This window comes from Streptomyces sp. NBC_01450 (assembly GCF_036227505.1).
Classification (GTDB): Bacteria; Actinomycetota; Actinomycetes; order Streptomycetales; family Streptomycetaceae; genus Streptomyces.
Genome location: NZ_CP109482.1, coordinates 60,647 through 85,724 on the forward strand (window position 1 = coordinate 60,647; position 25,078 = coordinate 85,724).

At 69.3% G+C, this 25,078-nt stretch carries 20 protein-coding genes; 13 read left to right on the top strand and 7 right to left on the bottom strand.

What is annotated here, in order from left to right:
• Positions 1-41 precede the first annotated feature (41 nt).
• Positions 42-1,088, bottom strand: a complete 1,047-nt coding sequence (locus OG568_RS59665) for a C40 family peptidase (protein ID WP_329538368.1) — start codon at positions 1,086-1,088, stop codon at positions 42-44.
• Positions 1,089-1,290: 202 nt separating this feature from the next.
• The gene (locus OG568_RS59670; protein ID WP_329538369.1) at positions 1,291-2,370 is read right to left on the bottom strand and encodes an ISAs1 family transposase; all 1,080 of its coding nucleotides are present in this window, start codon (positions 2,368-2,370) and stop codon (positions 1,291-1,293) included.
• 646 nt (positions 2,371-3,016) lie between these two features.
• Between OG568_RS59670 and OG568_RS59675 the strand changes: the two genes are divergently transcribed.
• Together OG568_RS59675 and OG568_RS59680 are read left to right on the top strand one after the other, a co-directional pair.
• Entirely contained in the window at positions 3,017-3,688 is a 672-nt protein-coding gene (locus OG568_RS59675) for an IS5 family transposase (protein ID WP_329538370.1), read from the top strand.
• Between the two features lie 199 nt (positions 3,689-3,887).
• On the top strand, positions 3,888-5,078 hold the full coding sequence (locus OG568_RS59680; RefSeq protein WP_329538371.1) for an IS110 family transposase: 1,191 nt from the start codon (positions 3,888-3,890) through the stop codon (positions 5,076-5,078).
• 114 nt (positions 5,079-5,192) lie between these two features.
• Here OG568_RS59680 and OG568_RS59685 read toward each other — a convergent pair.
• The 5 genes from OG568_RS59685 to OG568_RS59705 form a co-directional block, all read right to left on the bottom strand.
• A protein-coding gene (locus tag OG568_RS59685) for an IS3 family transposase (RefSeq protein WP_329530430.1) occupies positions 5,193-6,412 on the bottom strand; the annotation gives its coding sequence in 2 pieces (ribosomal slippage) (positions 5,193-6,157 and positions 6,157-6,412; 1,221 coding nt in all).
• Complete coding sequence (locus OG568_RS59690; protein WP_329538372.1) at positions 6,402-8,726, bottom strand: AfsR/SARP family transcriptional regulator; 2,325 nt, start codon at positions 8,724-8,726, stop codon at positions 6,402-6,404. The genes OG568_RS59685 and OG568_RS59690 overlap by 11 nt, the downstream gene beginning before the upstream one ends.
• A gap of 602 nt (positions 8,727-9,328) precedes the next feature.
• Positions 9,329-10,351, bottom strand: coding sequence for a trypsin-like serine peptidase (locus OG568_RS59695; protein WP_329538373.1), 1,023 nt, complete (start codon positions 10,349-10,351; stop codon positions 9,329-9,331).
• A 32-nt stretch (positions 10,352-10,383) separates the two neighbouring features.
• Positions 10,384-11,283: a M23 family metallopeptidase gene (locus OG568_RS59700; protein ID WP_329538374.1), complete on the bottom strand. Its 900-nt coding sequence runs from the start codon at positions 11,281-11,283 to the stop codon at positions 10,384-10,386.
• A 99-nt stretch (positions 11,284-11,382) separates the two neighbouring features.
• Positions 11,383-12,579: a hypothetical protein gene (locus tag OG568_RS59705; protein ID WP_329538375.1), complete on the bottom strand. Its 1,197-nt coding sequence runs from the start codon at positions 12,577-12,579 to the stop codon at positions 11,383-11,385.
• Positions 12,580-13,267: 688 nt separating this feature from the next.
• Between OG568_RS59705 and OG568_RS59710 the strand changes: the two genes are divergently transcribed.
• The 11 genes from OG568_RS59710 (at position 13,268) to OG568_RS59760 (ending at position 25,020) form a co-directional block, all read left to right on the top strand.
• On the top strand, positions 13,268-14,155 hold the full coding sequence (locus tag OG568_RS59710) for a DUF6668 family protein (RefSeq protein WP_329538376.1): 888 nt from the start codon (positions 13,268-13,270) through the stop codon (positions 14,153-14,155).
• Positions 14,156-14,171: 16 nt separating this feature from the next.
• A complete protein-coding gene (locus OG568_RS59715) occupies positions 14,172-14,447 on the top strand; it encodes a hypothetical protein (protein ID WP_329538377.1) in 276 nt (91 codons plus the stop codon).
• An 85-nt stretch (positions 14,448-14,532) separates the two neighbouring features.
• Positions 14,533-14,796, top strand: a complete 264-nt coding sequence (locus OG568_RS59720; RefSeq protein WP_329538378.1) for a hypothetical protein — start codon at positions 14,533-14,535, stop codon at positions 14,794-14,796.
• A gap of 19 nt (positions 14,797-14,815) precedes the next feature.
• Positions 14,816-15,580 carry a hypothetical protein gene (locus OG568_RS59725; RefSeq protein ID WP_329538379.1) on the top strand — a complete coding sequence of 255 codons (765 nt, stop codon included), beginning with the start codon at positions 14,816-14,818 and terminating at the stop codon, positions 15,578-15,580.
• 1 nt (position 15,581) lies between these two features.
• Entirely contained in the window at positions 15,582-16,703 is a 1,122-nt protein-coding gene (locus OG568_RS59730; protein ID WP_329538380.1) for a hypothetical protein, read from the top strand.
• A gap of 215 nt (positions 16,704-16,918) precedes the next feature.
• Positions 16,919-18,412 (top strand): SCO6880 family protein, encoded by a 1,494-nt coding sequence (locus OG568_RS59735; RefSeq protein ID WP_329538381.1) that lies wholly within the window; start codon positions 16,919-16,921, stop codon positions 18,410-18,412.
• Between the two features lie 68 nt (positions 18,413-18,480).
• Positions 18,481-19,944 carry an ATP/GTP-binding protein gene (locus tag OG568_RS59740; RefSeq protein ID WP_329538558.1) on the top strand — a complete coding sequence of 488 codons (1,464 nt, stop codon included), beginning with the start codon at positions 18,481-18,483 and terminating at the stop codon, positions 19,942-19,944.
• Positions 19,941-21,701, top strand: a complete 1,761-nt coding sequence (locus OG568_RS59745) for a type IV secretory system conjugative DNA transfer family protein (protein ID WP_329538382.1) — start codon at positions 19,941-19,943, stop codon at positions 21,699-21,701. Before OG568_RS59740 ends, OG568_RS59745 begins: the two co-directional genes overlap by 4 nt.
• 16 nt (positions 21,702-21,717) lie before the next feature.
• Entirely contained in the window at positions 21,718-22,404 is a 687-nt protein-coding gene (locus OG568_RS59750; protein ID WP_329538383.1) for a DUF4913 domain-containing protein, read from the top strand.
• A 54-nt stretch (positions 22,405-22,458) separates the two neighbouring features.
• Positions 22,459-23,676 carry a DUF418 domain-containing protein gene (locus tag OG568_RS59755; protein WP_329538385.1) on the top strand — a complete coding sequence of 406 codons (1,218 nt, stop codon included), beginning with the start codon at positions 22,459-22,461 and terminating at the stop codon, positions 23,674-23,676.
• A 396-nt stretch (positions 23,677-24,072) separates the two neighbouring features.
• Positions 24,073-25,020 (top strand): RNA polymerase sigma factor, encoded by a 948-nt coding sequence (locus tag OG568_RS59760; protein WP_329538387.1) that lies wholly within the window; start codon positions 24,073-24,075, stop codon positions 25,018-25,020.
• The last annotated feature ends 58 nt before the right edge of the window (positions 25,021-25,078 follow it).

Below are 25,078 nucleotides of genomic sequence, written 5' to 3' on the forward strand. Positions count from 1 at the left end.
CGGAGAAACTATCCACAGGCATCAAGCCGGTGGATCCAGGCTCAGTCGGCGTCCGGGCGAACTGCTCCCAGGATTTGCATTGATCCCGCCGCTGACACGTATACGAATCCACCGGGGTGTGGGGCGGAGATGATTTGACCGTCGCCTATGTAGAGAGCGACGTGACTGGCATCGGAGAAGTAGACGATCAGGTCGCCGGGTCGCATCTTGGAAACGGGGACGTGGGGGAGCTGGGCCCACTGTTCCTCGGAAGTCCGGGGAAGGACTATTCCAGCGTGGAGCCATGCTTGAGAGGTGAGGCCAGAGCAGTCGAAGGAATCGGGGCCGGCGGCGCCCCAAACGTAGGGCTTGCCCAGTTGTTTAGCCGCATAGGCGATGGCCTCGGTACCGGCGGCGCTCGCCTTGGTTCCGACCTGATCGAGGATGCCGGTGCCGACCCACTTCGCCTGGGACTTGTCAGCCCGTTGTTTCTGCAATGCAGCGAGGCGCTGCTGGTCCTTCATTTGAAGCTGTGTTTCCAGGGTGCGGGCCCTAGCGATGTGCTCCTCGATTGTTTTGCGACTTTTGGCCATGGCGCGACGGCTTGACCATAGGTTCTTGAGTTCCGAGGTGGATTCTGTAGTGCGTGTGCGTAGCTCCTTCTCAGTTGCCTTCATCGCTGCTAGCTGCCCTAACGTGGCCTGCTGTGCCTGCTTGACCAACCCGGCGTTGTCCAGCGCGCGTTCCGGATCGAGGGCAAGTGCGAACTGAATTTCAGCGGACAATCCGCCACTGCGGTACTGGGCTCGGACCGCTGCGCCGATCGACTGCTTCAGCTGCGCTTCCCGCTGACTTGCCTGTTGCATCTGGCCGTTCAGGGCGACGACCCTTTTCTGTTGTGCACGAGCCATTTCATCCGCGGCGTTGTACTTCTCAGTGGCTACCTCCGCCTGATGGTAGAGGGAGTCCAACTGCGTCCGCACTTCGTCGAGGGTGGTGGGGCCTGGTTTCGGGGCCGCAAGTGCGGGTGAGTGCGTCGCGGTAAGGGCACACAGCAGGGTCAGGCCCACCGCCGTCCGGCGACCGCGTGCGCGCAGGATGCGTCTCATGTCTTTCCCGGAACTCTCTTTCTGGTAGAGGTGTTTGACGGCTCTACTCACGTGACGGTTGTGGAGTGCAAACTGGTTCAATTTTATTAGCCTCGATCCTTCGTGAGGGTCCGTCGACGGAGTCGGCGGGCCTTTTCGGTTTACGGGGCGGGTGGTGAGCCAGGGCCGATCTAAAGTCGTTTGATCTTGGTGTTGCCGCTGGTCACGGGGCGATGCCGAGGATGTCGAGCGGACGGGTGAAGGGTTCGTAGGACATCTTGCGGAGGCCGGCGGCGATGTTGGTGTGGCCGTTCTCGCGGAGCTTGTTGATGGCGAGGTTGCGCAGGGTGGCCATGTTCTCCGGGCCGTAGCCGGTGCGGACTTGGGAGCGGTCCTCGTCGAAGGTGACATCACGGATGAAGTGCAGCCGGTTTTCGATCACCCACTGTGATCTCACGAGGCGGGCGATCTTCTCTGGTGACGCCTGCCGACTGGTGAGGTCGGTGATCACGTAGACGGTCTCTCGGGTCCGCTTCCCGGTCTTCAGGCTGGTGCGATGCCGGGTGATCCTCGCGACCTGCGCGGCGTGCGGGAAGTCAAGGTCGTCGACAGTGAGCACCTGAACTACCCGGGTTTCGTTGCGGCCGTGGCCCTGGCTGCGGTCGTAGAACTTCGCGGTCGCCCGCTCCCAGGGCAGCGTGCGCAGCCGCTCGTGCAACGCCGGCCGGTTCTTCTTCACCGTGAACACGTAGTGCGCCTTCTTCACCTCGACGAGGAAGACGGCATGGTCACGCTGGGTGTGTAAGGCGTCGGCGGTCGCCACGGTCCCGGCCAGGTCGAAGGGATCCAACAGGGCCGCAAAGCAGGTGATTTCATTCGTCCTGCCCGGCACCCGCAGCTGGGTGACGGTCCGGCCGTCGCTGGTCATGGCGGCGAGCAGGTGCGCGGCCGGGCTCTGCCCGTGGCGGGAACCGCGGGCGCTCTTGCCGTCCGCGGCCACCGACTCCGCCCCGACCGGAACCTCGCCGGTCAGGTCCGCCAGGCCGCCCGGGCAGACGGTGGAGACGATCCGTCGGATCGTCGATCTACTCGGCGCGATCCGCACGTTCAGCGAGGTCAGCAGGCGTGCGCCGAGCCGGGCCAACGTCTGCTGCGGGGCACTGCGGGCCCACTGCCCGATCGCCGCGTATGACCGCGCGCCCGCCACCACGGCGGACGCAGCGATCAGCAGCACCGCCACGAACGGGTGACGTACGCCCCGGCGATGGCGCGGGTCCGGGAGCCTGACCAGCCGCTCCGCCAACGACAGCTCCGAACACCCGCCAACGACGGCGACCTGACGAGACAGACGGTGGCAGACTGACGGCACATCGAGGCTCCGGTTCGAGACGGTGACTGGCAAGGTCATCCGTCCACAACAGGAGCCTCGATCTGTTCGTAGCGGCCCTCGCCGACATCGTCACCACGCCGTGACCAGCACCTTCACCCACCCGGCAGGACTTTGGAACAGCCCTGGGTGGTGAGCAGGCCGGTGGCCCGGCTGTCGCGTCGGGTGGGCGCCGGGTTCCGCTGGCCGGGATCGAGTGGTGCTTTCGTCGGGACGGGAAGCCTGCTGGTCAGCCTGGGCTGGGCAAGAGCGCGCGTCGTCTGAGTGCGGTGGTGATCTCAGAAGCTGTTGTCGTTCCGATCTTGAGGGGTGTGTGTCGAACGGGAGTCTCGATCGGGTGATCGCAGCTGGTCGCGAGCATGAAGACAGGGCCTCTTGGTAGCTCGGGGTTGCGAAGCCAACCGAGATCCAGGAGACCCTAATTCCTTGTTAACAGCTCCAGCAGCGGGGACCGCCCGCGCCGGTGGAGTTCAACTCGACTGCACCGACGTGTGATTGTGTCGCCCACCGGTTCGGAAACGCGGCCGATCACCCGCAACGTGTTCGGCGGTTTCCCTCGGACATGACGGACGCGGAGTGGGCCGTGGTCCGGCCGCTGCTGCCGGTGCCCGGCTGGCTGCGCGGCCGGGGAGGGCAGCCGGAGGCGTACTGCCACCGGGCGATACTGGACGCGATCCGCTACCTCGTCGACAACGGCATCAAGTGGCGGGCCATGCCCGCCGACTTCCCGCCGTGGGACCGGGCATACGCATTCTTCCGCCGCTGGCGCGACCACGCCCTGGTCAAGGAGTTCCACGACCGGCTGCGCGCAAGGATCCGCGAGAGGGAGGGGCGCGACACGGAGCCGACGGCCGGCGTGATCGACTCACAGTCCGTCAAAGCGGATGCCGTCGTCGGCTCCGACAGCCGTGGCTTCGACGGCGGCAAACTGATCAACGGGCGCAAGCGACACGTCGTGGTCGACACCCTCTGTCTGCTGCTGGGCGTGATGGTCACCGCCGCGGACACCGGCGACCGCGCCGCCGCCCAGGTCCTGCTCGAGCAGGTGGCCGACACGCACCACCGCCTCGCCCTGGTCTGGGCCGACGGCGGCTACACCGGCCCCCTCGTCGAGTACTGCCTGGCCACGCTCGCCCTGGTCCTCGCGATCGTCAAACGCAGCGACGACATGCGCGGCTTCGTGGTCCTGCCCAAGCGGTCCTACCTTGTTCGTGGGTTGGACGGGCCGTCGTAAGGTCCAGAGACCCAGAGACACCGGGTATGGCTTCCAAGCGGTTGCCCTCGATGGTTCCATCCACCTGGCCGCCCGGTGTCTCACGACGACTCGGCCGCTGATTAGGAGCTGCGAACGCCTTCGAGCGGATCGCTGAGTAGGACCACGCCGGCGAGGTCGTCCGGGAGAACAGAGCGTCATCGAACGACCGGAGGAACAGGTGGCCCAGATCTGGGCGGGTACGGACATCGGCAAGACCCATCACCACTGCGTGGTCCTCAACGCAGAGGGCGCACGGTTGCTGTCGCGACGGGTCTTGAACGACGAGCCGGAGCTGCTGGCCCTGCTCGCCGACGTGCTGGCCCTCGACGAGGACGTGGTCTGGGCGGTCGACGTCGCCGACGGCATGGCCGCACTGTGGATCAGCCTCTTGCTCAACCACGGCCAGCACCTCGTCTACATACCCGGCCTGGCCGTTAACCGGGCTTCGGCCGGCTACCGGGGCATGGGCAAGACCGACGCGAAGGACGCCACCGTCATCGCCGACCAGGCCCGGATGCGCCGAGACCTGACCGTCCTGAAGCCGGACGACGAGCACGCCATCGAACTGCGGATCCTCACCAGCCGTCGGGCCGACCTGAACGCCGACCGCACCCGCCGGATCAACCGCCTGCGCGGCCAACTCACCAGCATCTTCCCGGCCTTGGAGCGAGTCCTCGACCTGGGCAACGCCGGGCCGCTGATTCTGCTGACCGGCTATCAGACGCCGGCCGCTCTGCGTCGAACCGGCCGCAGGCGCCTGGAGACCTGGCTGCGGAACCGTAACACCCGCAGTCCCGAAGCCCTGGCCGAGGTCGCCCTGGAAGCGGCTGAGCGCCAGCACACCGCCGTCCCCGGGGAGAAGATCACGGCGCAGGTGATCCATACCCTGGCCAAGGAGGTGATGAGCCTCAACGAGCAGATCACCGAGATCGACAAGCTCATTGCGGCCCGGTTTCGCGACCACGAACTCGCCGAAGTAATCTCCAGCATGCCCGGCATCGGCCCACTGTTGGGCGCGGAGTTCCTCGCCGCCACCGCCGGCGACATGAGCCGCTACGGCACCGCTGACCGCCTGGCCAGCCTTGCCGGAGTCGCTCCGGTCCCCCGGGACTCGGGCAACATCAGTGGCAACCTGCACAGGCCCAGGCGCTATCACCGCGGGCTGCAACGCGTCTTCTACACCTCCGCGCTGATCAGCATCCGCAGCTGCGACCAGTCGCGTCGTTTCTACGAACGCAAGCGCGCCGAAGGCAAGCGGCACATCCAGGCCGTCCTCGCCCTGGCCCGACGACGCGTGAACGTCCTGTGGGCTCTCATCCGTGACGGACAGTGCTACCAAAGCAACCTCCCCGTCACTGCTGCGGCTTGACAACATCATTAGGAGGTGGATCGTCGAGCGCCTCTTCGCCCACCTGATGCGGACCCGTCGCCTGGCACGCGACTACGAACGTTGAGGTGTCCCCCGGAGTGTGGACACGGGGGTTCATGCTGCGAGTGTGAGTTTACGTGCTCTCTGCTGTTGTTGTTCGAATTCGACTGGCGAGAGGTAGTTGAGGGCGCTGTGGCGCCTGCGGGCGTTGTAGTAGGTGAGCCACTGGAAGATCTCCAGCCTCGCCTGAGGCATCGTGGAGAACAGCCTCTGGTACATCGTCTCCCTCTTGAGTCCCTGCCAGAACGACTCGGCGAGGGCGTTGTCGTAGCTCGAGCCGACCCGGCCCATGCTCCTGTGGATCCCGAAACCGTTGCAGACCTGCGCGAACGCGGCCGACGTGTACTGCGAGCCCCTGTCCGCATGGAAGATCACCCCGCCCACGTGGCCGCCGCGGGTCGCCACGGCCATCTCCAGGGCGTCGATGACCAGTTCCGTGCGCATGTGCGTGGCCATCGACCAGCCGAGCACCCGGCGTGAACAGATGTCGATGACGCAGGCGAGATACAGCCACGTCCCGCCGACCTGGACGTATGTGATGTCGCCGCACCACTTCTCGTTCAACTGTCTGGCGGAGAAGTTGCGTTGGACGAGATCCGGGGCCGGTGGTGCAAGCCGGTCGGGGACCGTGGTGCGCTTGCGGCGCCGCAGGTGCCGGCCCTCGATACCGTGCCGGCGCATCAGGCGCTCGACGCGCTTGCGGTTGATGGTGTGCCCGAAGCCACGCAGCTCGGCATGGATGCGCCGGACTCCGTAGGTGCCCTTGTGCTCGGTATGGATCTCCCGGATCTCCACGAGCAGGGCGTCGTCGGCGGCCTGCCGCTCTCGACGGACCTTCGCACCGGCGAGCCACCGGTAGTAGCCCGAGCGCGAGACCTGCAGGACCCGGCATATCCGCTGAACGCCGAAGACTTCCGCGTGGGCGGAGACGAAGTCCCAGCGGTGGGTCTTCACTTCATCTCCTTCGCGAAATAGGCGGCTGCCCGGCGCAGGATCTCCCGCTCGAGTTCCCATTCCTTCTCTGCCTTGCGGAGCCGGCCGTTCTCCGCGCGCAGCCGGGCCAGTTCCTCGTTCCGGCTCTCCGCGCTCTGCTCGCCGCTGCTGTGATCACGGCCCGCGTGCTCGTCGGCCTGGCGCACCCAGCTCCGCAGGGTCTCGCCGGTCACCCCGACATCCGCCGCGACCGCCGCGTACGTGCGCTTCCCGCCCGCCGCGCGGTACAGCGCGACGGCATCGTTCCTGAACTCCACCGGATACGGAGACCTACGTCCCACCAGGACACCTTCCCTCGGATCTGCAAGATCCATTGTCAGAGTGTCCACACCACAGGGGTCGCCTCAGTTCGTACTGTCCGAGATGGGCGAGATACCAGCCGACCGCGTTGAGTATGCGTCCCGTGGTGCCGTTCTCTATGCCGTTGGAGCGGTGCAGTTCCAGTGCCTGCTGTGAGTGGTCCAGCGCGCTCTGCATGTCGCCCGCGCGCTCCAGCACCCAACTGGCCTGGCTGTGGGCCTTGCCGAGGAGTGCGGGGTCGCCGAGCTCGGTGAAGAATTCCAGCGCCTGCTCCATGTGCGCGGATGCCTCTTCCAGGGAGTCCGAGGACACGCTCGCCTGCGCGAGCGCCCCGTGCACGTAGCCCTCACCGAACCGGTCTCCAAGCCTCCGGGCCGCCTCCTGCGCCTGGCCGAACACCGTCTTCACCTCGTTCCATCTGGACCGGCGTTCCAGGTAGGGGCCGAGGGCCCATGCGAGGGGCCATGTGTAGGAATCGAGGCGCAGGCCGGCGGCGAGACCGACGCAGGCGAGCAGCACGGTGTGTTCGGCGTCGAACCACTCGCGCGCCGTGTCCGCGGTGGTGTGCTCGCCGTCGAACTCCGCGATGTACACGGCGGTCGCCGCGGGCGGGATGGTGACGGCGGCGGGGGCGGGGACGGAGGAGAGGTGACGCCGGGCCTTGACAGCGCTGTGCAGGTAGTGGTCGAGCATCCGTCGCTGTGCCGTGGCCCGGTCTTCCTCGGTGTCCTTCTCATGGAGCATTTCGGAGGCGTACGCGGCCAGAAGGTCGTGCGAGGAGTACCGGCCGGGGGAAAGCTCGTCCACGAGGTGGGCCCGCAGGAGCTCGTCCAGCAGCCCCCGCGTCCGCGCGGGGGAGAGGCCGACCAGACTGGCAACGGAGCCCAGGGCGGCGTCGGGACCGGGATGAAGGGGGAGCATGCGGAACAGCCGTGCCGCGTCGGCGCCAAGAGCGTGGTAGGAGTACGAGAACACGGCGCGTACGTCGGCTGCGGCGTCGCCGCTGTGGAACGCGTCGAGTCCGCCCGTGCTCTCTCGTAGTTCCGTCACGATGGCGGACAGTGACAGGGTTGGGCGGGTGGCGGCCCGCCCTGCGATGACGGCCAGGGCGAGGGGGAGCCGCCAGCACAGTGCGACGATCTCCGCCGTCGCCTCGGGCTCGGCCGCGGTACGGTGCTCGCCCAGCCTCCGGGCGAGGAGACGGTGGCTCTCCGCGTCGCTGAGAATGTCCAGCTGGATCGGGTGAGCACCCTCGATGGCCACCAGCCCGGCCATCTGGTTCCGGCTCGTTATGATGACCTGGCAGCCGGGCGAGCCCGCCAGGAGCGGCCGCACCTGGGCGGCGTCCCGGGCGTTGTCCAGGAGCAGCAGGACCCGCTTGCCACTGAGCCAGGTGCGGTAGTACGCCGCCCGCGTGTCCGTCTCCTGTGGAATGTCCCGCGGTTTCGCTCCCAGTGCGTCCAGGACCGTGCTGATGGCCTGACCGGGGGCGAGGGGTGGGCTCGCGTGGTCGAATCCGCGAAGGTTGAGGAAGATCTGCCCGTCGGGGAAGGCGTCGGCGATCTGCCGAGCCCAGCGCACAGCGAAGGTTGTTTTGCCGACCCCTGCCATCCCGGTGACGACGGTGATCGCCGCCTCGGCGGGCGATACGAGGTCGGAGGCCCTCGCCAGTTCGGCCTCACGGCCCACGAACGACGCAAGAGGGGCCGGGAGTTGGGAAGGGGGCGGCCCCGAGACGGCGGGCCCGGACCGGACTGCCGCCTTCGGACGGGCAGGCACCGACGGGGTGGTGAGGCCGGAGTCCGCGCGCAGGACACGCTGGAACATCGTCTGCAGACCCGGCCCGGGGTCGACCCCGAGTTCCTGCGCGAGCAGTTCCTGGATGTCCCGGTAGGCGGTGAGGGCGGCGGCCTGCCGTCCGGACCGGTAGAGGGCGAGCATCAGCATTTCCCGCAGACGCTCGTCGAGCGGATGCTCGTTCACCAGGCTGCTGAGTCTCCCGACCGCCAGATCGTGCGAACCCAGCTCGATCTCGGCCTTCATGAACAACATTTCGGCGGACAGCCGCTGATCTTCCAAGACGCGTCGCCGGACGTCGGCGTACTCGCCGCGGATTCCCGACAGGGCCGAACCCTGCCAGAGACCGAGTGCCGTGCGTAGGTCCTCCGCGGCCTCTTCGATCTCCCCGGTGTCCAAAGCTCGTTCCGCCCGGGCGAGCAGGCGCTGGAAGTCGGCGAGGTCGAGCGCGACGCGATCGGTGTCGAGCCGGTAACCGTGCCCCGCAGACGCTACCATCGACGGTTCCTCGGTCAAGTCAAGTGCCCTACGCAGCCGGTGCACATAGGTGCGCAGCGTGCCGAGGACGGTGTGTCCGCACCCCATACGGCGTCGATGAGTTCGTCCACCGAGACGGTCGCGCCTCTGGCCAAGAGCAGCGCGCACAGTCCGCTGCTGGGGTGACCCCAGGTCGACCTCGTCGGCTCCCCGCCGGGCCCGGACCGGCCCGAGGACGCTGAAGCGCACCTGCTCTGTCACGTGACTTCCCTCCGGACGTCCCCGGTGCCGCATCCGGCGGTCCGCGCACAGCCGACCCGGGGCTGACCCGGATCACGGAAAGATAGGTCATCGTGAACTGATACGCCAACTGCGTCTCAAAAGCAGCAGCTTGGCGACCAGAACGATGGTGGCCGCCTCCGAAGTCGGACCCGGGCCGCGGGGACGACGGTCTTGGTGCGGTCACTTTTGTGGCCGACTTCTTGAATAGGCGCAGGATCACGTCCACCGAGCCGCTGACCCCCGTCCAGACCGAGCAGCTCCGGCTGTGTGGTGTCGCCTACTTCGGCCGCGACCGTCTCGCGGGTGTAGGAACTCCTGAGGGCGGGTCGCAACCGGCGGGGTTATGCCGTGTCGCCGATGCCGTTGAGCATTGCCCGGGCCTCGGCACCTAGCCTGGGGCCGGCGAGCCAGCGGGCTTCGCTCGGCCCGACCGAGGTGTTGCTGACAAGCTCGAGCGAGCCGTCCGCTGTGGCCATGAACCAACCGCCGCCCGATGCACCGCCGTTCATAGTGCAGCCGATCCGGTAGAGCGTGGGGTCGTCTGCTGCGGGGGAGAATCGTGTCGGCCGGTCCTGGCAGGAGAACAGCAGGTTGCCGTCGAAGGGTGTCTCTGCGGGATATCCCCAGATCTTGAGGGTGGGGATGGAGGTGACGGGCGGTGCGTTGAATGCCACCGGGATCGCGTACCCGATCGTCCGTTCCAGTGATGCGTCGGGATTGTCGGAGAGCCGGACATGCAGGACCGCGTAGTCGAAGGACGCGCCGGCGCCGCCGCTGGCTTCGCCCTTTTGTGCCCAGCCGGGGGAGATGCTTGCCCGGTCGGCCCACCAGACCCCCAGCGGTGAGATCTTCTGTGTGTTGCGGTCAGCGCTGCTTGCTCCCGGCAGTGCTTCGTTGTTGTACGACGGGACGAACACGATGTTCCGGTACCAGGTGCCAGGCTTGCCGGTGTGCACACAGTGCGCCGCAGTCCACACCAGACTCGACGCGCCGTGGGCGTTCGGATCGGTGACGGCCGTTCCCGAACAGACGCGGGGGCCGTCGGGTGTCTCGAAGAACACCTTGCCCAGTACGGCTGCGTGGTCGACGTACGGCGGTTCTTCCGGGCGGGCGGTCACCGCGGTCGGTTCTGGGTCGGACACCCGCGGGTCGATCTCCGCGTCGTTCGGCATCGCTATGTCGTACGGGGCGGCTTCCGACATCTGTGAGGAGGTCCACGTTCCCGGTTCGCGGAAGCTGCCGACCGGCTCGGGCGTGGTGGCGGGCGGAGTGATCCGGCAGCCGGACACGGTCAGCAGTACGGCGGCCGCCAGCATGCCGAGGAGAGATCTGGACCGCCTACGCGTTGCACTGTTGGGCGACATTCTCCGTCCTTTCTCGTACGGTCCGCTCGTGGTCACAGAAGTACGCCGTGGTCGGCCAGATAGGCGACCGGGTCGATGTCGGAGCCGAAGACCGGCTCGGTGCGGACCTCGAAGTGGAGGTGCGGGCCGGTCACGTTGCCGGTGGCCCCCGACAGTCCGATCTCCTGCCCTGCCGACACGGTCGCCCCCTGCTCCACCTCCGGCCGGGAGAGATGTGCGTACAGCGTGTACTGGTGTTCCGCGTGGCGGATCAGCACGTAGGTGCCGTACTTGGCGTCGGTGGTCGACATGATCACTACCCCCGCGCGCACGGACATCACGGGGGTGCCGACCGGGACGGCCAGGTCGACGCCGGTGTGATGGCCCGTTGACCAGTTGCCCGCCTGGTCGTAGGGGGCGGTGATCACGTATCCGTGCACCGGCAGGGCGGTCGCGCCGTCCGCCGCGCTCGTGCTTCGCTGCTCGCCCGTGGTGAGCGGGGGTGTTGCCGCCGACGTGTCCGGTGATGGCGTAGGTCCTTCCTGCGGCGGTGTCTGGGCGCCTGCGGGCAGTTCCGGCGCTTCGATCACCCCGCCGTCGGGCTGTTCCGTGGTGTCCGGGGGCGGCATCACGCTGGCGGAGGGAAAGGGCGGGAAGGTCGTGACGGTCGCCGGGGCCGGGGTCCTGCCAGCGGCGACGGTCTCCGGTTCACCGGACAGGGCGTAGGCGGTGACCGATCCGGTGATGAGGAGACACGTTCCGGAGAGGACCGCCAGGGTCCTCTTCTTCAGGTGGGGGCGGACGACTCCGGGGGAACGGACGCGGATACGGGTACGGAAACGGCCGAGGCGGCCTGGCCTGTCGGCTCCGAAGGCGGACCGGGGGTCGGGTTCCTCGAACGGTGGTCGCTCGGTGTCGGTGTCGGGCCGGATCGGCTGCCGGAAGTATTGCACTGGGATCTCTTGACCTCGTGTGTCGCCCGCCGGTGACGGCTCGGGCGGGAGTCATGGTGAGTGGGGGGAGAGGGTTGGGGCGTCCTGGTGTGTGCCGGTTCAGGGCAGTTCTAGGCCGGTGGCGAAGGCTGGGGGGGTTACCCGGGTGAGGGCGGACAGTCGTCTTCTGGCGGCTTCGTATCTTTCGTTGCCGTCGGTCGCGCCGATGGTGTTCCACAGGGGGAGGAGTTTTTTGCCCAGTGGTATCGAGGTGAGCGGTGAGGCCACGAGTACCCAGCTGGCTGCGGCGCGTTCGATGTCTTTCCGGGCTTGTGGGTCTCCCTGCTGATGCCGTATCTCGGCGACCCGGAGTGAGAGGGCGGTTGCTGTGTGGTGATCGCCCGCCAGGTGGGCTACGTAGGCTTCGAGGGCGCGTGCTTCCAGCGCGTACAGGTGGTTTCGCCCGAACTGGTGGACGGCCTGCCGCTCCAGCGCGGATGCCTGGACTTTGGCCAGGGCCAGATTGCCGCCGATGATGGTCTCGCAGACTAGGGCCACATCGAGGGCCAGCTCGTCCGGCACCAGTACGGGGCCCGTGGTGGGAGAGACAGCGGTCTTGGGCGAGGTGGGGGCCGCGCTGGGGGTAGCAGGCAGGTCTGACGATGACGGCGAGTCAGGGCCGTCGGCTGTCGCGGGCTGGCGGTGCGCCTGCGGCCCGCCCAGAACGGCGGGCTCGGTGATCTTCGGTGCGGGGACGGTACGGCGCAGCGAGGGGGGGACACGGTTGGGCTTCAGCACAGCGGTGTCCAGGTCCGTGTACGGCTCCGGCTCGGGGAGTGGGGGTGCAGTCGGGGCGGGTGCGGGAGGGGTGTAGGGGTTGCCCGAGGCTGCGGAGACTGCGGCGGGCGCCGGCGCCGGGGCGGGGGCCTGCGCAGGACCGGAGGATGGGGCCGGGGGCGCGGGCGGGACGTCCTTGTCGAGGGGGCTCGGGTCCGCCATCAGTTCGCTGGCGCCGTCCTGCCATACCCGGATCCGCAGGGTGGCGCGGCGCTGGTGGTCGAGGACGGAGGCTTCCACGGGCCGTGCCAGCACCACCGCGCGTCCGTGCAGATGGTCCAGCACGGCCGTCTGGGCCGTGTCCCCGGTCGCCGTCGCGATGACCTCGCCGCCGACCGACACGGTGCCGTCGGCGGAGATGAGCACATGACACAGGTTGTCGCCCGCGCCGCCCTCGCGGCTGTTTCGGGCACTCCTGCCCTTGCCGCCCTTTGCGGCAGGTGGCGTCGGCCTGGCGGCACGCCGTTCCTGTCGGAACATGAGCCCTCACCGTCCTTCGATGTCTTGAGGTAGGGGAACGCGGACGGGGGCACAGCGGTCCGGCCGAGCCTCAGCTCCCCGATGCTTCGGAGTCCGGCGGTTGCCGGGCGTGCCAGGCCGGCTCGCGCCCGACCGGACGGTGGGGCGCGGGTCGTGTCCGGGGCGTCGCGGGAAAGGACCGGGACTCTCCCGTCCTGCCCGCGTCCCCGTCGCCCCGGACGGTCCGGGAGAGCCGGAACGGTCCGGGAGTCTCGCCCTTCCCCGGCACCGGCCCGCCGCTGTGGAACCGTTACCTGCCCCACCTCTTCCGACGACCGGTCCCTGCGCGGCCCCGTGCCGCCCGACCCGGCACGCGCCCCACGGGTGGGGCCGGTGTTCTCCGGCCCCACGTGCGGATCTATTCGTGCTCGGCTACGTCCGCACTCGGCTGCGCAGTTCAATTTCGACAATCGGATCCGGAAGTGAACTGGCCAGCGGATCCCGGCCGTAGGTGGCTGTCGTGAGGATCGGACCGCAGGAGGACAGCGCTCCTGCGGTCCGGCCCGGCAGCACCGGTACCACGCTCGAACGCCGCACCGAAACCCGTGACGGGTGTGGCACGAACGTCCCATCCCTGTGCCGGGCTCCCCGAACCGTCGACACCGGCCCGGTGTCCGGCGTGCCCGAACCACCGCGTGCGGAGTAGGAGATGAACACGATGAGCGCCTCGACCGCTGACTCCCCGTTGGACCCGTGGGTACGCGGTCCGGTGACGGAACGTCACAACTACCTCGCCGCACAGCCGTTCCCGGTGCATCCGCCGGAGACGGGCGCTCCCGGCAACGCCGACATGCTCGCTTCGCACACCGCTGTCCTGCCCGTCGCCGCCGACGCGCCTACCGGCGGATTCAGTTGGGTCGGGGCGCACGGAGGGGCCGGGGCGACCACGTTCGCAGGATCGCTGGGTGGGGTGGATGTCGGACATGCTTGGCCGGACGTCTCCCGGGGTGAACCCGGCGACATGCTGCTGCTCGCCCGGACCCATCTGTCCGGTCTGCAGTCCGCTTCCAAGGCCCTGGACGCGCTGCGGACGGGCAGGCATCCCGCCGGGCTGAACCTGCTGGCGCTCGTTCTCGTCGCGGACGCGCCCGGCCGTCTCCCGTCCGAACTGTGGCGCCGAGTACGGGTGTTGCGTTCCGCTGCGTCTACCTTCAGCATTCCGTGGATCCCGCAGTGGCGAGTGGGGCAGCCCGCTCCCAAGGCGCCCCGGTCCGTCCTGGAACTCGCGGCGTTCATGGCCAAGGACCGCCCCGGACCCACCGGCCCCGGATCTATGGGCCGTCCAGCGCCCACCGTCGGCCCACGGGATGCGGCCCGTCAGGAACGTCCCGCGGAGCCGGTACAGACCGTCAGACCACGGCGGCCCGCCGACCCCGGCCACCTGAACAGTGCCGATCCGGTGACAGGTCTCCAGCAGTTCGTGTATCCGACGCCGTTCTCTCCCCAGCGGGTGGTGGCCTCCGTGTACTCCGCACCTGCCTCGGCACCCCACCCCGACCACTCCGCGCCCGCCAGCCGCCCCTCCCGCCACGTATGAACCCGAAGGACAGACCATGATCCGCGACACCGTCGCCCACCAGGTCCTCGCAGCCCCCTTCGACCCGGGGGCCGACGCCGACTTCCTGCTCGGTCTGCTCGCCTGGTGCGCGTCCGCGGCCGGAGTCGGGGGCGTGCTGTTCACCGGCATCCTGATGGCCCTTCAGCTGCGCCGTGGCGAACCCGGCGAGGGCGCCTCGCACATGCGAGGCATGTTCTTCGTGCTCCTCGGCTGTGTGCTCGCGACGACCGCCGGCCCGATCGTGCAGTTCCTCGGCCCGCTGGGGCTCTGACCGCAGCCGGCTGTCCCGGCACGACGCGCCACCGGACCCTCCGCTCTTATTCCCCTTCCGTCACTTCTCGTTCAGGAGACTCCTTATGAACTGGTTCCTCGCTGCTATCCCCAACCCCGAGCGCAAGGCGCCCGCCGCCCTCACCGACAAGGTCGACCTCGTACTGGGCATCGCCGCCTGGGCGGGTACCGCCGCCGGGGTCGCCGGTGTCCTGGTGACCGGCGCGATGATGGCCATCTCGATGAAGCGCGGCGAGAGTTCGGAGCACATGAGCCGCCTTGGCATGGTGCTCGGCGGCTGTGTCCTGATCGCCACCGCGGGCCCCCTCGTCCAGTTCGTCTTCAACTGAACCGGCCGGGAAACACTCCATGTTCACCTCAGACCCCCGCAACGGCCTCCCACGACGACAAGGCGGGGACCCGGTCGCGGTCCCGCTCTGGAAGCAACGGGGGTGGCGCATCGCCGCGGGCTCTCTCGCGGCGGCCCTCTTCCTGTCGCTCGTCGCGGTCGTCACCGGCGGCGACACCCCCGAACCCCTGGAATCCACCTTCGCGCGCGGCCCGTTGTCCCGCAGCGCCCAGGACACCACGGGCCGGCCGGCCGGGTGCGACACCGACGACAGCGACCGTGCCACCCCCGACGCGCCGCCCGCCGAGATCCACTGGCGCACCCTCGGCGGTACCCGTGTCCCCCTCTCCCCGGTCGCCGGACCTACCCAGAAGACCGGCGCGGTGCTCTGGTGCTTCGCCCACACCCCGACGGGCGCGGTCATGGCGGCCCACGTCATCCCCGCGCAGATGACCTCGCCCAACTGGCGGGTGGTGACGCGCGACCAGGTGGTGGCCGGCTTCGGGCGCGACATGTTTGTCTCGCAGCGGGCCTCGTTCTCCGACGCCCGCCTGAAGAACCACAAGAACGGCACCTACGCCGGTTTCCTCCTCGTGGACTACACGTCCACCGACGCCACCGTCGACGTGCTGATCAAAAGCCCGGACGGCTCGTACTTCACCACCTCGGTCCGGCTGCGCTGGAACGGCGGCGACTGGAAGATCCTGCCCGGCAACGACGGGGGGCTGCACACCGATCTGTCTTCGGTGAGCGGCACCGACGGCTACGTGCTCTGGAAGGTGTGACATGGCCTGCACGACGGGCAGTGGCCCGGGAGACGCCATCAAGGGCTTCTTCGACTTCCTCGGTGACCCCATCGGGACCATCCTTCAGGTCATCGCCAACAAGGTGCTGGCCAGCGCCATCGAGGTCTTCGGCGACCTCACCACCGGCATCCCCACCCTCATCGCCGACTCTGGCGGCACCGCCGACAAGGTCAACCAGCAGACCCAGTGGATCGTCGTCTACACCGCCGTCGGTTCGCTGATCTTCGCCGCCGGACGCATGGCGCTGGAGCGGCGCGGCGAGGCGGGCGCCGCCGCCCTCAAGGGACTGCTGCGGGTGATCCTCGTGGCGGGCGCGGCGACCGCCGTCGTCACCGCCCTGGCGAGCCTCTCCGACCGGTACGCCGACCACCTCTTCGCCAACGGGGCGCAGCAGCAGCTCACCACCATCGGGTGCAGCGGTGGCGACGGCATCCCGCCGGTGCTGCTGCTGGTCCTCGCGTTCCTGCTGCTGATCGCCGCGATCGTGCAGACCGTGCTGCTGTACATCCGGCTCGGCGTCATGATCATCCTGCTCGGCACCCTGCCGATCGCCGCCGCCGCGTCCATGACCAACTGGGGAGGTGGCTGGTGGCGCAAGCACATCGGCTGGATGGTCGCCTGGCTGCTCTACAAGCCGGCCGCGGGACTGGTCATCTTCGCCGGGGCCGCGATGCTCTCCAATAACGGCACGGGGGGCGTCCACGAGAAGATCGCCGGTATCGGAGTTCTGCTGCTCTCGGCGCTCGCCCTGCCCGCCTTGCTCAAGCTGGTCGTCCCGGCGACGGCCGCGCTGGGAGCCGGCGGCCAGGGCGACACGGGTGCCGTGGTCGGCGCGCTCGCCTCGGGCGCCAAGTCCATCGGCGGCGGGTCCGGTTCCTCCGGCGGAGCCAGCGCGATGCCCGGTGCCGCAGGACCGTCCGGTGCTGCCGGTGGATCCGGTGCCGCCGGTGCTGCGGGAGCTGGTGGAGCGCGCGCCGCCGCCGCGGCGGGCGGCCCGGTAGGCGCCGCCGCAGCCGCCGCAATGACGGCCGGTCAGATGGTGGGCCGCATGGCCGCCGGAGCGGTCGAGGGCGCCAACGGCGACCGGGGACACAACCAGTGATGGAGCGCAGGCGCGGGTAGGCGCAGGAATGCGTGGTGTACGCCGTGAATTCCCCATAGCCACGAGACGTTCCGAGCACACAGTCACGAACGCCTCGTCGGACGCAGGGTGTTCGGCGGCGTATCCCGCGACTTCTCGGTGACCGATCCCCCCTGCCCCCGCGCCACGCCGTGGCCCACCTTCCAACTCATCAACTTCTCACCTCAGGAACTCACATGTCGACGGATACGGTCGTCCATCCCACGTACGGGAACTGGCGTCGGCCCCGGCGCCCCGGACTCGGCCCTCTCGGGCTGCTCGGCACGTTCGGGGTGTTCAGCGGGCTGGTGGTCACCCTGCTCGTCTCCCTGGTCTCCCTCGTGGCGGCCCTGTTCGTGCTGATCCCGGTCACCATGGTGATCGTGCCACTCATGGTGCGCACGCAGGACGGCCGCAATCTCTACCAGCTGCTCGGCCTGCGCGTCGGCTGGCTGCGACGCAAGTCCAAGGGCGCCCACCTGTACGTCGGCGGGCCGCTGTCGACCCGCCCCGGCGGCCACTTCAGCCCGCCCGGACTGCTCAGCCGGCTCACCATGAGCGAGGGCCGCGACGCCTACGACCGGCCCTTCGGCGTCCTGTACCACCCCACACGCAACACGTACACGATCGTGCTGGGTTGTGAGCCCGACGGTGGCTCGCTCGTCGACCCCGACCAGACCGACGTATGGGTTGCCGCTTGGGGGCAGTGGCTGGCCAGGCTTTCCCAGGAGCCCCAACTCCGCGGCGCATGCGTGGTCGTGGAGACCGCGCCCGACTCCGGCACGCGGCTGGCCAACGAGGTCCTGCCGAGGATCAAGGAGGGTGCGCCCGCCGCCGCCCAGGCGGTGATGCGCGAGGTCGTCGAGCGCTATCCCTCGGCCTCCTCCGAGATGAACACCTATATCGCCCTCACCTACGGCGTCATGCCCGGCCAGAAGCGCCAGCAGTCCGAGATCATCACCGAGTTGGCCATGCGTATCCCCGGCCTGCTGAGCGGACTGGTCGGCGCGGGCGCCGGCTCCGCGTCGCCGCTGTCCGCCGAGCGCATCGCCGAGGTGGTCCGCGTCGCCTACGACCCCGACATCGCCGGGGATGTGCTCGACGCTCGTGCCCGCTACGGCGGCACCGGACTGGTCTGGGAGGACACCGGTCCAGCCGCCGCGGTCGAGACCGTGAACTCGTACCAGCACGACTCCGGGATCTCCCGAACCTGGCTGCTCACGCTCGCGCCGCGCGGCACCGTACGGTCCGGTGTGCTGCGCGGCCTGCTGGAGGCCGCCCCGAGCACCCGCCGCAAGCGGGTCGCGCTGCTCTACCGGCCCATCGATCCGGCGACCTCCGCGCGGATCGTCGAAGCCGACCGCCGCGCCGCCCAGTTCATGGCCACCTCCGGCAAGGGCATGGTCCAGGCCCGCGCCGCCTCCGAGATGCGGGCCGCCGAACAGACCGCCGCCGAGGAGGCGGCCGGCGCCGGACTCGTCGAGTTCTCCCTCATGGTCACCGTGACTGTCGACACCCAGGCGCAGCTCTCCGACGCCGCCGTCACCGTCCGCAACCTCCAGGCTGCCGCCCGGCTCTCGCTGCGCCCCGCCGACCGTATGCAGGCCGCAGCTTTCACCTGCACACTCCCGGTCGGCGTCCTGCCGTGGGAGCACACCCTCGTCCCCCAGGCACTCCAGGAGGCACTGTGACATCCCCCGGCCACCAGTCCTCGTCGTCCAAGAACCGTCCCGCGCAGTCCCGGGGCGGACGGTCGTCCATGCCCGGTGCACGCGGCTGGCCGGGGCCGGGCGGAGGCGAGATCGGTAACCTTGACCCGCCGACCATGTGGCGCGCCACCACCGTCCAGGCGTGCGGGCTGTGGCCGTTCGCCGCCGGTTCCGGTTCTCCCATGACGGGGGTGCCCCTCGGCCAGCACATGGACACCGGCGCCACGGTGTGCGGTGATCCCATCTCCTGGTTCACCAGGGCCCGTTACATCTCCAACCCCTCGCTGTTCATGCTCGGCATGCCCGGCCTGGGCAAGTCCACCCTCATCAACCGCATGCTCATCGGCCTGGCCGCCACCGGCGTGGTACCCCTCGTGCTCGGTGACCTCAAGCCCGACTACGCCGACACCGTGCGGGCACTGGGCGGTCAGGTCATCTCCATCGGCCGCGGTGTCGGCGGCATCAACATCCTCGACCCGGGCGCCATGGGAACGGCCGCCGCCCGGCTGGGCGGTCCGGCCGGAGAGGCCCTGGCCGCCGAGGCCCAGGGCCGGGTGCTCAATATGGTTGCGGCGCTCATCACCGTGGTGCGCAGCCGGCCGATGGACGACCACGAGCAGTCCATCCTCTCGGCCGCGCTGCACCATCTGAGGGAACGTCTGCCCGTGGGCACGGCGCCGCTGCTGCCCGACCTGCTCGCCGTGCTCCAGGAAGGACCGGACCGGGTCCGCGCCGTCACCCTGGACCGCGGGGACGACACTCGCTACCGCGACGCAGTCGACCCGCTGCACCGCTCCCTGCTCGGCATCCTCGACGGCCCCCTCGGCAACACCTTCGCCTCACCGACCTCCACCCGCATCGACCCCGCCGCGCCCGCCGTGTGCATCGACATCTCCCGTATCGGCGAATCCGACACCCAGCTCACCGCGGCGGCCATGCTGGCGGCCTGGTCCGACGGCCTGGGCACCGTCGCCGCCGCACACGCCCTCGCCGACGCCGGACTCGCCCCGCGCCGCTGGTACTTCACCGTGCTCGACGAGCTGTGGCGCCCGCTGCGCGCCGCCTCCGGCATCGTCGACCGCATCGACGCCCTCACGCGCCTCAACCGTTCCCTCGGCCTCGGCGACGCCAAGATCACCCACACCCTCAAGGACGCCGAGGCCCTCGGCAGCGAGTCCGACCGGGCCAAGGCCCGCGGCTTCGTCGAGCGCGCCGGCATGGTCATCTGCGCGGGCCTGCCCCGCACGGAGATGGAGGAACTCGGCCGTGTCGTAGGGCTGTCGGAACGGGAGATCGATCTCGTCTCCTCCTGGTCCTCCCCGCCCGGCTGGGCCGTCACCGGCGGCCACGAGGAACCCCCGGGCCGCGGCCGGTTCCTCATCAAGGTCGGCGGACGGCCCGGCATCCCCATCAAGGTCGCGATCACCCAGACCGAACGCGACCTGCACAACACCAACACCCGCTGGGCCGCGACCGAAGAGTCCCGCGCCGCCGGCTCCGGGCGCACCGCATGAGCGCCGGCCCCCGGCCCACTGGCAACGAACTCGCGCCCTGGGCGATCGTCGCCGTCGCCGCCGTGGCCCTCCTGCTGTCCAGCACCGTCTGGCTCGGCGGCACCCTTGCCGCGGCCCTGAGCGGCGCCGGTTGGCACCCGCCGCCCTTCGTCCTGTCCACCTTCACCGACATCGTCACCCACGGAACGGAGAAGGGCTGGCCCGGCGCGTCACCGCTCGCCGTGTACGGCGGGATCCTGGGCGCCTTCGCCGTGCTCGTCACAGCCGTCGTCATGGTGAGCGCCCGGGTATGGGGATTCGGAAAGCCCTCCTCGGGACTGGCCGGTGCACGCGAACTCGCCGCGCTCACACCCGATGGCATCGCCGCCCGCGCCCGCGACCTGCGCCCCTCCCTCAAGGGAATCAAGGAGCTCCACGCCGACGAAACCGGCAATCTCCTCGGCGACCTGTCGCCCAACGGCCCCGAACTCCGCTCCTCCTTCGAGGACGTCGAACTCGACCTCATGGCACCCCGCGCGGGCAAGTCCACCGGCATCGCCATCCCGCGCGTCCTGCGGGCCCGCGGCGCCGTCCTGCTGACCTCCAACAAGTCCGACGTCTACGCCGTCACGCGCGCCGCCCGCACCGAGGTGGGCCGGGTCTGGACGTTCGACCCGCAGGGCATCGCCCACGCCCCCCGCGAGATGTGGTGGGACATCCTCGCCGACTGCATCACCATCGAGGGCGCCCGCCGTCTCGCCGGACACTTCGTGGCCTCCGTCAACGACGACTCCTCGAAGAAGGATTTCTGGATTTCCGCGGCGCAGAACACCCTCACCGCACTGTTCCATGCGGCGGCGGGCGGGAAGCGGCAGGTGACCGATCTGCTTGCGTGGCTCGCCGACCCCGCGGACCGCACCCCGATCGACCTGCTGCGCGACATGGGCATGCATGCCTTCGCCGAGCAGCTCCAGGGCACGGTGCGCGGGGCGGTCGAGACCCGCGACGGCATCTACGAGACTGCCCGCCAGTGTGTGTCCTGTCTGCTGGACCCGGAGATCGTCGCCTGGGTGACCCCGCAGCCCAACCTGCCGGAGTTCCGGCCGCATGAGCACGTCCTGACCCGTGACACCCTCTACCTGTTGTCCAAGGACGGCGGCGGGTCGGCGGCCGGAGTCGTCGCGGGTATCGCCGACGGCACCATGCGCGCCGGAGTGATGGCCGCCGAACGCATGGGCGGCCGCCTCGACCCACCGATGACGGCCGTTCTCGACGAGGCCGCCAACGTCTGCCGTATCTCCGATCTCCCCGATCTCTACAGCCACTTGGGCTCGCGCGGCATCAACGTCGTGACCCTGCTGCAGAGTTACCGCCAGGGCAGCCGGGTGTGGGGCGAGGCGGGCATGGACGCGCTGTGGAGCGCGGCGACCATCAAACTCCTCGGCGCGGGTCTGGACGACGCCGACTTCGTTGACAAGGTTTCCAAACTCGTCGGCCAGCAGGAGGTCAGCACGCTCAGCGTGTCCCGCAGCAAGGAGGGCACATCGCGTTCGACGTCGTACCGCCTCGACCCGATCCTTCCGCCCGACCGCATCCGCGCCCTGCCCAAGGGCACCGCGCTCCTGCTGGCCACCGGGGTCAAACCCGCGATGATCCGTCTGCGCCCCTGGTTCAAGGAGCCCGGCGCCGACATCATCTCCGCCGCGGCCAGGGCCGAGGCGGACGCCATCACCCAGCGTGCGACAGAGAAATGGACCGGGCATGGTATCGAGCACTGAAGGAGCCGGCATCTATATGGGAGGCACGCAGACACCGGGCGGGAGGCCGGGTGCGGAGGAACGGGGCGACGAGATGTCCGACACCGGAGGATGGGTACGGGTCGCGCCCACCACCGGCGAAAGCGGTGTTCCGGTGATGTCGGCCGAACCCGACGACAACGAGGGGACGGTGGCCGGGCCCGGACCGGACCCGGCCGGGCCGCCCCCGTCCACGCCTGAACAGGCACCCGCCGACGAACCGCCCCCGCACTCCCCGGGCGTCTCCGGCTCCGAGGACGTCTCCGGCTCCCCGGACGTCTCCGGCTCCGAGGACGTCTCCGGCTCCCCGGACGTCTCCGGCTCCGAGGAGGAACCGCCGTTCATCCTGTACAAGGCGGGCGAGGATTTCACCAAGGGGATGTCCGACCTGGCCCTCTGGGTGCACGGGCTGGTGTTGCCGGTCTACGGCCGTGAGATCTCCTCCACCGCCCCCTGGTGCCCGCGCTGGTACGAGCACCTGGAAGCCGTCGCCCAGCTCTACGGCCTGTGGATGGCCTGGCAGAACCTCACCGGAAAGGGCTCGCCGCTGACGGGTCCCGCCACGTGGCACCGGGACTACCTGAACCCGGTGATGCACTCCCTGCGCGACCCCTCGGGCATCTTCGCCGGCTGCAAGCCGGGCCAGCACCGGCCCAAGGAAGCACCCCCGACGGAGATCATGTGACGTACCCGGCCACCCTGGAACACAGAGCCTGACGAACCCGGAGAAAACCTCACCATGGACCGCGTCAGGGCGAACGCAGCGCCCCCGTGCAGCAGTCGGGAACTCCCCGGCTCCCCGGCGGGCGGTGACCGGTTGCCGCGGATCGACGCCCTGCGGGGCTTCGCCCTGCTCGGCATTTGCGTGGTCAACGCCCAGATGTTCGGGGGCACCTGGAGCCCGATCCCCGGCACCGCACCCGTGGACCGGGCTGCCGCATGGCTGATCACCGCCCTGTTCACCACGAAGTTCTACCTGCTCTTCGCCTTCCTGTTCGGCTACAGCTTCGTCCTTCAGGAGAAGGCCGCCGAACAGGAAAGGGTGTCCTTCGCCCGCCGCCACGTCCGCAGGGTCCTGGGGCTGTTCCTGATCGGCCTCGCCCACGCAGTACTGCTCTACCCCGGTGACATCCTCAGCACCTACGCCGTACTCGGCCTGGTCCTTCTCACCGTACGGCGGCTGAACCCGCGGACCGCGCTGCGCACAGCGACGGCCCTGGTCGTCTTCCTGACCGCCGTCTTCCTCCTCGTCGGCGTCCTCGCACTGGGGCTGCACGGCGCCCCACACATCACCACGGAGACCGTGGCGGCGGGGCAGAGCGCGCGGTACCGGGGCGACCCGCTCACGGTCGTCCGCACCAACATCGAGGAGTACCGGCACGCCTTCAGCGGCGTCCTCGTCTACAGCCTCCACCTCCTCGCCGCGGTCCTGACCGGCCTGGCCGCTGGCAGGCAGGGCTGGCTGGACCCCACAATCCGCTCTCCCGCCGACACTGCCGTCCGGCGCCGACGACTGATCGCCATCTGCCTGCCCGTCGGCCTGACAGGCGGTGTCCTCACCGCGATGTGCACCGACGGCCCATTCGACGAGCGCTCCTACTACCTTGGCCAGGCCGTGGACATCCTCACCGCACCCCTTCTCACCGCCGCCTACGCCGCCGTACTGCTGGCACTGCTGGACAGCAGGTTCGGCCCGCCAATCACCCGAGCGCTCGCCCCGGCAGGTCGGATGTCCCTCACGAACTACCTGCTCCAATCAGCCGTCATGGCCCTCACTTTCACCGGCTACGGCCTCGCCCTCCACGGCACCATCGGCCCAGCCGCCATACTCTGTGGCTCCGGCATCCTCTGGACCACCCAACTCACCCTCTCCACACCCCTCATCACCCACACCCGCTACGGCCCCGCCGAAACACTGCTACGCCTCATCACATCAGGCCCCCGCAAAACACAGTGAGCACGAGACCAAGGACCCATGCCTGCTCCTCGCGCTGCGTCTGGGCGCTCAGGGCATGGCGACGGTGTCGGCGGTGAACCTCACCGCCCAGGGTAGGCACGGGAGTCGCCGGGCTCCTCCCATGAGGAAGAGCCCGGTGTTCGAACTCTCCCTCATGGGAGCCACGTCGGCGACGGTCGGCCTGAGGCATGGTCGGCTGTGGCGCAGGTCAGCACGGCGGCTGCCTCTGGCCACGCTCGGTAGAACATGAGAGGTCCGCACTCGCCTCCCGACGTGGCCCGCTCGGCAACCCGACCACACACCCGCGGGCATAGGTCCGGACGGAGGGTCGTCCCTGGTGCTCACCCGGCGACCAGGCACGGCCCCGGCGCCCGCGATTGAGGTACTTTCCCTTCCATGCTCGAACAGCTGGTGGAAAAGGAACCGTCGGACGGTGAATTGGTGCGTGCGGCGCAAGCGGGCGAGGCGGGATGCCTCGGACTCCTTCTCGACCGGCACCGGGCGGGTATGCACGCGGTCGCTCTTGGGCTGCTCGGCGATGTGCCGGACGCCGAGGACGCCGTGCAGGAAGCGGCGATCGTCGCGCTTCGCCGTCTCGGTGACGTGCGAGACCCGGACGCGGTCGGCTCCTGGCTGCGGATGATCGTGCGCAACATGTGCCGCGCCCGGCTGCGCAGAATGTCCGCCGTTCCGATGGCCACCCCCTCGGGCACCGTCGCGATGAACCGTACGGGCGGTCCGTCCGACCCAGCGGAGGTCCTCGACCGGCACGCGCTGCGGGACTGGGTCTGGACGGCACTGGAGGAGCTGACGCCCGGGCTGCGATTGGTCACCATGCTGCGCTACTTCACCGACGTCTCGGCGTACGAGGACATCGCGACGCTCTGCTCCATCCCCGTCGGCACCGTGCGCAGCAGGCTGAGCCAGGCTCGTACGAAGCTCACGGCCGCGTTGTCGAGTTCGGCGGACCGGGCCCACGGCGACGTCGGGGCGCTGGGCATGCGGCATCGCGGTCTGGCCGAGGATGTGCTGCGCTCTGCCCACCGGGGCGAGTTCCTCCCGGCGGTGGCCGAACGCTGGCTGCCGCACGCGGAGGTGACCTGGCCGACCGGCAGGCGCACGGACCTCAGCTACCTCGGCGGCGCGTTTGAACGTGACCTGTCCGACGGGGTGCGCCAGCAGCTGGTGGACGTGGTGGCCAGCCGTGAAGTCGTCATCTGGCAGTCAGCCCTGCTCAGTCCGCCGCAGGATCCCCTTCACTGCCCGCCCGGCATCGTGTGGGTGCACTTCCTGAAGGGAGGCCGCGTCAGCGGACTGAGGCTATTCCACCTGCCCCGCCGCTGAGCCGGTCCGGGCCCGTGCAGCCACTCTGGAAAATCCGTTCTGCAGTGGGTCGAACTTT

Coding starts and splice junctions, on each gene's coding strand:
- OG568_RS59755 (WP_329538385.1), top strand. CDS start 22,459: ATGGACCGCGTCAGGGCGAACGCAGCGCCCCCGTGCAGCAGTCGGGAA.
- OG568_RS59710 (WP_329538376.1), top strand. CDS start 13,268: ATGAACACGATGAGCGCCTCGACCGCTGACTCCCCGTTGGACCCGTGG.
- OG568_RS59750 (WP_329538383.1), top strand. CDS start 21,718: ATGGGAGGCACGCAGACACCGGGCGGGAGGCCGGGTGCGGAGGAACGG.
- OG568_RS59725 (WP_329538379.1), top strand. CDS start 14,816: ATGTTCACCTCAGACCCCCGCAACGGCCTCCCACGACGACAAGGCGGG.
- OG568_RS59665 (WP_329538368.1), bottom strand. CDS start 1,088: ATGAGACGCATCCTGCGCGCACGCGGTCGCCGGACGGCGGTGGGCCTG.
- OG568_RS59695 (WP_329538373.1), bottom strand. CDS start 10,351: ATGTCGCCCAACAGTGCAACGCGTAGGCGGTCCAGATCTCTCCTCGGC.
- OG568_RS59740 (WP_329538558.1), top strand. CDS start 18,481: ATGCCCGGTGCACGCGGCTGGCCGGGGCCGGGCGGAGGCGAGATCGGT.
- OG568_RS59760 (WP_329538387.1), top strand. CDS start 24,073: ATGCTCGAACAGCTGGTGGAAAAGGAACCGTCGGACGGTGAATTGGTG.
- OG568_RS59715 (WP_329538377.1), top strand. CDS start 14,172: ATGATCCGCGACACCGTCGCCCACCAGGTCCTCGCAGCCCCCTTCGAC.
- OG568_RS59705 (WP_329538375.1), bottom strand. CDS start 12,579: ATGTTCCGACAGGAACGGCGTGCCGCCAGGCCGACGCCACCTGCCGCA.
- OG568_RS59735 (WP_329538381.1), top strand. CDS start 16,919: ATGTCGACGGATACGGTCGTCCATCCCACGTACGGGAACTGGCGTCGG.
- OG568_RS59720 (WP_329538378.1), top strand. CDS start 14,533: ATGAACTGGTTCCTCGCTGCTATCCCCAACCCCGAGCGCAAGGCGCCC.
- OG568_RS59745 (WP_329538382.1), top strand. CDS start 19,941: ATGAGCGCCGGCCCCCGGCCCACTGGCAACGAACTCGCGCCCTGGGCG.
- OG568_RS59690 (WP_329538372.1), bottom strand. CDS start 8,726: ATGGTAGCGTCTGCGGGGCACGGTTACCGGCTCGACACCGATCGCGTC.
- OG568_RS59730 (WP_329538380.1), top strand. CDS start 15,582: ATGGCCTGCACGACGGGCAGTGGCCCGGGAGACGCCATCAAGGGCTTC.
- OG568_RS59675 (WP_329538370.1), top strand. CDS start 3,017: ATGACGGACGCGGAGTGGGCCGTGGTCCGGCCGCTGCTGCCGGTGCCC.